The organism is Halorubrum sp. SD612 (assembly GCF_002135005.1).
The window spans coordinates 1-7020 of the sequence record NZ_NEWI01000135.1 but is presented as its reverse complement, the minus strand read 5'-3'; the positions used below and the strand labels follow the sequence as shown (position 1 = coordinate 7020).

The window sequence follows — 7020 nt, the reverse complement described above, 5'->3', positions numbered from 1 at the left end:
AGGAAGCCGAGCAGCGACGTCTCCAGCCGCGCGAACGCCGCGTACGGCCCCTCGATCCGCATCACCGGCCCGCCGTCGAACAGCCGCCCCTCCGGGATCGCGTCGACGTCGACGCCGCGTCCGGCCAGCAGCTCGACGGCGTCGCCGAGGCCGGCGAACAGCTCGAACTCCCCGTCCGGGAACTGGTCCGCGGTCACCTCGGCGACGACGCGCGGGTTCCGCCCCGCCGCCTCCAGCGCCGCCTCGGTCCGCTCGAAGTACGCGTCGGTCGCGCGGCCCTCCCGGATCGCGGCCGCGTCGACGATGTCGAACTCGCTCATGCTCGACGGTTCGGGCGCGGAGACGAAAAGCCACCGTGTCGCGGCGAGCGCGCGACGATCCCCGGCGGATCAGTTCACGTGGATCGCCGTGCGAACAGCCCGAGCGCCGCCATAACGGCGACGAGCGTCGCCGCGACCCCGAATCCGGGAGTGCTGCCGGCGGTGTCGCCGCTCTCGTTCCCGTCGTCGCTCTCGTTCCCGTCGTCGCTCCCGTTCCCGTCGTCGCTCCCGTTCCCGTCGTCGCTCCCGTTCGCCCCGTCGGCGCCGTCGGTTCCGTCGCTCACGTCGCCGTCGTCGCCGCTGTCGCTTCCGCCGTCACCGCCGTCGCCGTCGGCCCCGTCACCCGCGTCCGGGAGCTCGAGGTCGGCGTCCGGCCGGAGTTCGAGGACGCCCGCCGGCGAGGGCGCGTGGGTGATCGTCACGCTCGTCCCGTCGCGCTCGACGCCGTACGCGCCGGGGAAGTCGCTCTCCTCGCCGATCTCGTACACGGTCCCCTCGGCGTAGTCGCCGTCGCCGTGCGCGGTCAGCATCCGCACGTAGGCGTCGCGGAACGCCGCGGCGTCGCCCTCGGTCTGCCACTCGGTCGCCCAGACGTAGCCGTCGCGCTCGCCGTTCCGGTAGGGGTACAGCTCGTCGCCGGCCCACCCCTCGGTCACGGGGTGCGCGTAGTTGTACAGTCCCCGGGTTTGGAGCTCCGCGCCGGTGCGGAAGTGGACGTTGTAGTTCTCCGCGGGGGACCGGTCCGGCTCGAGCACCGAATACTCGTATCCGCCGTCGAACCGCACCCCGGCGCTCTGGTACCAGAACATCACGAACATCGACGCCTCGCCCGCTGTCCCCGCGCCGTCGACCCCCTGGTCCGCGTACGTCTCCCACCCGCCGGTCGCGGCGTCCTCGAAGCTCACGTTGCGCTCCTCGTAGTCGGGGTCCCGGTGGATGCCCTCAGCCGTCGACGCCGGCGGGTCGTTCATCGTCTCGTTGACGGCGGCCCAGCCCCCCCCGTCGCGCAGCTCGCGGACGTACAGCGCGCCGTCGCCGTACGGCTGGAGGACGGTCTGGAGAATGCCGAAGTTGAAGTCGGGCACGTCGCCGCCGCCCCCGCCGCTCTCGGGCGGCTCGGCGCAGGTCCAGTTGTCGGCGCAGCGGGCGGCGTACCGCTCCTCGACGTGGACCGCCTCCCCCTCGACGATCCCGTCGACCGCGAGGTCGCCGTCCTGCGTCGCGCCGACGTAGCGCGGGTCGGTGAGGTCGTGGTACTGGTCTTGCATCGCGTGGAGGAGCTCGTGCGCGAGCGTGGAGGGGTCGATATCCGGCGACTCCCCGTCGGGGACGACGATGACGATCTGGTCCGCCGTCGGCGAGTAGAAGCCAGAGACCGCGCCGCCGAACACCGAGTCGATCTCGCTGTTGGCGTTCGCGTCGTCGCCGACGACGAACAGCGCCTCCCACACCTGGTCGTTCCAGCGCCGGAACGCCTCGGAGCCGTTCCCGCTCGCCGTGTCGTTGAGGTACTCGCTCCGGGAGACCGTCTCGACCGGCACGTCCTCCCGGAAGGGGCGCTGACGGACGTGTTCGACGCGCGCCATCGTCAGGTCCGTCAGCGCCGCCAACTGCGTCTCGTTGAGTCCGTCGGTCTCCGCGAAGTCGACCGACTCCTCGTAGTGGGTCCCGTTCCAACAGCCCACCAGTTCGGTGCCGTCACCAGGACCGCACTCCTCGGCCGACGCGGAGGGCACGGCGTCGGACGTCACGGGGCCGTTCCCGGCCGACTCGGCGGGGACCGCGCCGGCGTCGGGGGCGGCGGCGACGCCGGCGGTGAAGGCGACACACAGGACGGCGACCGCGGCAACGATCGCGGCCGCGGTCGAGGGGCTGAGAACCCGTCGCATACGAGATTTATCGGCCGCCCCGGTAAGTAGTTTGTCGGTTCCTTCGGCGCCGCGGCCGGCGGATTTTTTCCTGCCGTGTCGGCGGATCGCCGCGCGGACCCCGCGGAACGGACGACGGTTTTTGCCCCCTGCGCGCTAACCGCCGGTATGGCGTTCGATCCGACAGCAACCGCGGTGGTCGTCGTCGACATGCAAAACGGGTTCTGTCACCCGGACGGGAGCCTCTACGCCGAGCCGAGCGAGGCGGCGGTCGAGCCGGTGACGACGCTCGTCGACCGCGCCCGGGAGGCCGGCGCGAGCGTGGTCTACACCCGCGACGTCCACCCGCCCGAGCAGTTCGACGAGACCCACTACTACGACGAGTTCGACCGGTGGGGCGAACACGTCGTCGAGGGGTCGTGGGACGCCGAACTCGTCGCCGACCTCGACGTGCGCGACGACGACCACGTCGTCGAGAAGCACACCTACGACGCCTTCTACCGGACGGACTTGGAGGGGTACCTCGACGCGCACGGCATCGACGACCTGCTGATCTGCGGCACGCTCGCGAACGTCTGCGTCCTCCACACGGCCGGGAGCGCGGGCCTCCGAGACTACCGTCCGGTCGTCGTCGAGGACGCGCTCGGCTACATCACCGAGGACCACCGCCAGTACGCGGTCGACCACGCCGAGTGGCTGTTCGGCGAGACGGCGACCCGCGACGAGGTCGCCTTCGCCGCCGAGTAACCGGCGGCGAGCGTTCCGGATGTCGAACGTTCCGGATTTCCGTAATTATCGCGCGCGGAAATCGGCGTGTAATCCTTTTTACCGCTCGCCGAAACCGCAGGGTATGGACATCTCTCGACGGGGCGTGCTCGGCGGCCTCGGCGCGGTCTGTGCGGTCGGCGCCGTCGGCTTCGCGGGCGCGACGGCGGTGACGGACGGCGAGGCGGCCGGCGGCATCGGCGGCGACGGTCCGGGACCGACGGGCGGCGCGTCCGCCGACGGAGGGGGCGGGTCCGGTCCCTCGTCGGCCGGCGTCGATCCCGACGCGCCGTTCGTCGCGCGGGCGACCGGCGACGACGGGACCGACGCGCTGCTGTTCGACGCGAGCGACCTCGACCGCGTCAAGGGCGTCTTCTCCCAAGACGGCGAGTACCTCGTCCAGGTCGTGCTCTCCGAGGCGGGGATCGAGTCGTTCCGGAGCCGCCTCGACGAGGCGGGGGCGACCGACGACCCGGCGGCGTTCGTGGTGTCGATGACGCTCGACGGGACCGAGGTGCGGCGCGTCGAACTCGACGGGGAGACGGTGGGGGCGCTCACCGGCTCCGAGTGGGGGGGCGTGTTAACCCTCCCGTTCGACGAGGAGACGGTCGCTCGCTCGGTGTACGACCGACTGGCGGACGAGTAACTCGCTTCCGGGGCGCCCTCGACGACTGACTGGTCAGGTATCTCGACGCGGTGAACGGTGGATAGGGTTTTGCCTCTCGACCGCGTGTGTCCGCCGTGAGCGATGCCCCCGCGGACGACGGCGGTCGCCCGTGTCCGGTCTGCGAGACCCCGATGTACCACCGGCACTGTAAGTACGTCTGTCCGGCGCACGGCGTCGTCTACGACTGTAGCGACACGTTCTACTGAGCCGTCGGTCGCGCCGCGCGCCGCGTCGATCGCCGGCACGGCCGGGGTCGATCGGCACCCGAACTGTGTCGTGCGAACTGTTATGTTCTTGGAGGCCGACCTTTCTTTTATGATGGGCGACCCGTACGTGACCCTCCTTGCCGACCCACCGAGGTCAGCATGGTAGAGCAAAAGCAGGTTGCCCGGAGCAAGCGGATCCAGCGCCGCACCGGGAAGACCTTCCACGTCGCCACCCGGCTACTGCCGCAGCGGATTCGTCACCCGACGTACGTGCTGTACGGATTCTTCCGGATCGCCGACGAGGTCGTCGACGCCGAAGACACGGCGCCGCCCGCCGAGCAGCGGGCCGAACTCGACCGGCTCCGGGCGGCCGCGCTCGGCGAGGAGCCGACCGACGACCCCGTGTTGGAGGCGTTCTCCGAGGTGCGCGAGCGGAACGGCATCGCCGACGCGGACGTTCACTCGTTCGTGGACGCGATGGAGAGCGACATCGACACCGACCGCTACGAAACCTACGCGGACCTAGAGGCGTACATGGACGGCTCCGCCGCCGCCGTCGGGCGGATGATGACGTCGATCATGGACCTCGATCCGGAGGAGGAGGCCGAGGCGCTCCCGCACGCCACGAAGCTCGGCGAGGCGTTCCAGATGACGAACTTCCTCCGGGACGTCCGCGAGGACGTCGTCGAGCGCGACCGGATCTACCTCCCCCTCGAGACCCTGCGGCGCCACGGCGTGAGCGAGCAGCAGATCCTCGACTTGGAGTTCGACGAGGATGTCGCGGCCGCGATCCGCGAGGAGATGGCCCGCACGGAGCGCCTCTACGAGGAGGGCGTCGCGGGGATCAAGTACCTCCCCGAGGACTGCCAGCTCGCGGTGCTGCTCGCGGCGGTGCTGTACGTCGACCACCACCGCCTCATCCGGAACCTCGGGTACGACACCGTCTCGACGACCCCGGAGCTGTCGCTCACCCGGAAGCTGTCGCTGCTGGTCCGCACCCGCTGGAAGTGGCAGTGGAACCGCGACCCCGAGGCGGTGTTCTACGACATGTGTACCGATTTCGACCCCAGCCGCGAGTCCCACGGCCACGGACCCCACGGCACGGGCGTTCCCCAGACGGACTGAGCGCCCGTGGACCGCTCCCGGTTCGTCGCCCTCGCCTTCGCCGCGTTCGGTCTCGTGTTCGTCTCCTTCCTCATCCGCGGCACGACCCGACTGGTGGCGCCCTACGGGGTCGCCGTCGCCGCGTCGGCGCCCGTCCTCTTCGCGGCGGCCGGGCTGCTCGCCGGTCTCGTCGTCCTCGCCCTCCTCGATCTGACGGGTATCCGCCCGCTGACGTGAGCGGCGACGGCCCGCCTCGTCCGGTCGGCCGTGGCACCGCCAGCGCCGCCCGAGTCGGAACGCCCTTGCCGCGTCGACCCCCACGAAGCGTATGGACGTACGAACCGTCGCGGACCTCTCGCCGGCCGAGCGCCGCGCCTTCTTCGAGCGCGACGCCGGCGTCGAGGGGGTCCGCGAAGACGTGCGGGAGATCGTCGAGCGGGTCCGCGAGGAGGGCGACGTCGCGGTCCGCGAGTTCGCCGAGGAGTTCGACGGGGTCGCCGTCGGCAACATCGACGTGACGGACGACGCGGCGCGGGCGCACGACGAGCTGGCCGACGCGGACGACCCGGTCCTCAACGCCGTCCGCGAGGCCGCGGCGAACGTCCGCGAGTTCCACGAGCGGCAGCGCCCGGAGGACTGGCGCGACGACTTCGGCGGCCGGGAGCTGGGGCGGCGGTTCCGTCCGATCGACCGGGTCGGCGTGTACGTGCCCGGCGGCGCGGCCGCGTACCCCTCCAGCGCGCTGATGGGGATCATCCCCGCGGTCGTCGCCGGCGTCGACCACGTCGCGGTCGCCACGCCGCCGGCGGCGGATCTGAACCCGGTCACCCTCGCGGCGATCCACGAGGCGGGGGCCGACGCGGTGTACCAGGTCGGCGGCGCGCAGGCCGTCGCCGCGCTCGCCTACGGCACGGAAACGGTGACGCGGGTCCAGAAGATCGTGGGCCCCGGGAACAAGTGGGTCACGGCTGCGAAGTCGATCGTCCAAGGCGACGCCGAAATCGACTTCCTCGCCGGCCCGAGCGAGGTTCTTGTCCTCGCGGACGAGACGGCGGACCCCGCCCTCGTGGCGGCCGACCTCGTCGCGCAGGCCGAACACGACCCGAACGCCTCCGTGGTCGCGGTCACGGATGACGCCGACCTCGCCGCGGCGGTCGCCGACGCGGTTGAGGCGCAGGCGGCCGAGCGCGAGCGCGAGGAGACGATCCGGGCCGCGCTCGACAACGAGGCCTCCGGCGTGCTCCACGCGCGGTCGATGCCCGAGGCCGTGCTGTTCGCCGAGGAGTACGCCGCCGAACACCTCTCGATCGTGGCCGACGACGACGAGGCGCTCCTCGACCGGATCACCAACGCCGGCTCCGTCTTCCTCGGCCCGCACTCGCCGGTCGCCGCGGGCGACTACGCGGCCGGGACGAACCACGTACTGCCGACGAACGGCGGCGCGAAGCGCTACGGCGGGCTCTCCGTGGACACGTTCCTCCGGTCGTCGACGGTCCAGCGCCTCGACCGCGACGCGCTCGACGACCTCTCGGAGACGATCACCTCGCTCGCCGAGGCGGAGGGGTTGGAGGCGCACGCGGAGAGCGTCCGGAAGCGGTTCGAGTAGCGGCGCGCCCGCAATTCGGCGGGTAGCAACGGTTATCTCGCGGAGCCGCCTCGGGACGGTATGTTTCCGTCGCCGCTGACGCTGTTTGAGGGGTTCTCCGCGCTGGAGGCGACGGTGGCGGTCCTCGTCGTCTCGGTCGTCGGCGCCTTGGCCATGGAGTTCGTCGTCCTCCGGGTCGCCCGCCGCTACGTCTCGCACACGGACACCGGCTACGACGACATCGTCCTCTCGTCGCTCCGCGCCCCGCTCGTCGTCACCGCCGCGCTCGCGGGAGTGTACGTGCTCACGTAGGTGCCGTCGGTCCGGACGTCGGTGCTCGTCGAGCCGCGGCTGCTCGACGCGGTGTTCGGGCGGCCCTCGCTGTCGGTGATCGTCCTCGTCTGGGCGTACGCGGCCAACGGCGTCGTGAACCGGCTCGTCGCCGCGGTCAACGGCGAGGGCGGCCGGTTCGACTTCGCGCCCGTCTTCTCGAACGTCTGGACGC

7 protein-coding genes and 2 pseudogenes are annotated in these 7020 nt (G+C 71.5%); 7 read left to right on the top strand and 2 right to left on the bottom strand.

The features are described from left to right. Both B9G38_RS13190 and B9G38_RS13185 read right to left on the bottom strand, forming a co-directional pair. Window positions 1-320 (bottom strand): annotated as a pseudogene (locus tag B9G38_RS13190) (nicotinate phosphoribosyltransferase); the annotation flags it as partial. A 74-nt stretch (window positions 321-394) separates the two neighbouring features. Further along, a complete protein-coding gene (locus B9G38_RS13185; protein WP_086220657.1) occupies window positions 395-2209 on the bottom strand; it encodes an Hvo_1808 family surface protein in 1815 nt (604 codons plus the stop codon). A gap of 147 nt (window positions 2210-2356) precedes the next feature. Here B9G38_RS13185 and B9G38_RS13180 point away from each other — a divergent pair, with 147 nt between their 5' ends. From B9G38_RS13180 to B9G38_RS13155, 7 genes and pseudogenes are all read left to right on the top strand, one after another. Next, window positions 2357-2935 (top strand): cysteine hydrolase family protein, encoded by a 579-nt coding sequence (locus B9G38_RS13180; RefSeq protein ID WP_086220656.1) that lies wholly within the window; start codon window positions 2357-2359, stop codon window positions 2933-2935. Between the two features lie 103 nt (window positions 2936-3038). After that, entirely contained in the window at window positions 3039-3599 is a 561-nt protein-coding gene (locus tag B9G38_RS13175; RefSeq protein ID WP_086220655.1) for a hypothetical protein, read from the top strand. Window positions 3600-3694: 95 nt separating this feature from the next. Then, window positions 3695-3826, top strand: coding sequence for an HVO_2523 family zinc finger protein (locus tag B9G38_RS18740; protein WP_254921840.1), 132 nt, complete (start codon window positions 3695-3697; stop codon window positions 3824-3826). A 159-nt stretch (window positions 3827-3985) separates the two neighbouring features. Beyond that, window positions 3986-4951, top strand: a complete 966-nt coding sequence (locus B9G38_RS13170; protein WP_086220654.1) for a phytoene/squalene synthase family protein — start codon at window positions 3986-3988, stop codon at window positions 4949-4951. A 6-nt stretch (window positions 4952-4957) separates the two neighbouring features. Continuing rightward, the gene (locus B9G38_RS13165) at window positions 4958-5167 is read left to right on the top strand and encodes a hypothetical protein (protein ID WP_049930132.1); all 210 of its coding nucleotides are present in this window, start codon (window positions 4958-4960) and stop codon (window positions 5165-5167) included. A gap of 91 nt (window positions 5168-5258) precedes the next feature. Beyond that, window positions 5259-6536 (top strand): histidinol dehydrogenase, encoded by a 1278-nt coding sequence (gene hisD / locus B9G38_RS13160; RefSeq protein ID WP_086220653.1) that lies wholly within the window; start codon window positions 5259-5261, stop codon window positions 6534-6536. A gap of 60 nt (window positions 6537-6596) precedes the next feature. Next, window positions 6597-7020 (top strand): annotated as a pseudogene (locus B9G38_RS13155) (mechanosensitive ion channel family protein); the annotation flags it as partial.

Excerpts from the sequence above, each read along its gene's own strand:
- hisD (WP_086220653.1), top strand. The coding sequence starts at position 5,259 with ATGGACGTACGAACCGTCGCGGACCTCTCGCCGGCCGAGCGCCGCGCC.
- B9G38_RS13175 (WP_086220655.1), top strand. The coding sequence starts at position 3,039 with ATGGACATCTCTCGACGGGGCGTGCTCGGCGGCCTCGGCGCGGTCTGT.
- B9G38_RS13185 (WP_086220657.1), bottom strand. The coding sequence starts at position 2,209 with ATGCGACGGGTTCTCAGCCCCTCGACCGCGGCCGCGATCGTTGCCGCG.
- B9G38_RS13170 (WP_086220654.1), top strand. The coding sequence starts at position 3,986 with ATGGTAGAGCAAAAGCAGGTTGCCCGGAGCAAGCGGATCCAGCGCCGC.
- B9G38_RS13180 (WP_086220656.1), top strand. The coding sequence starts at position 2,357 with ATGGCGTTCGATCCGACAGCAACCGCGGTGGTCGTCGTCGACATGCAA.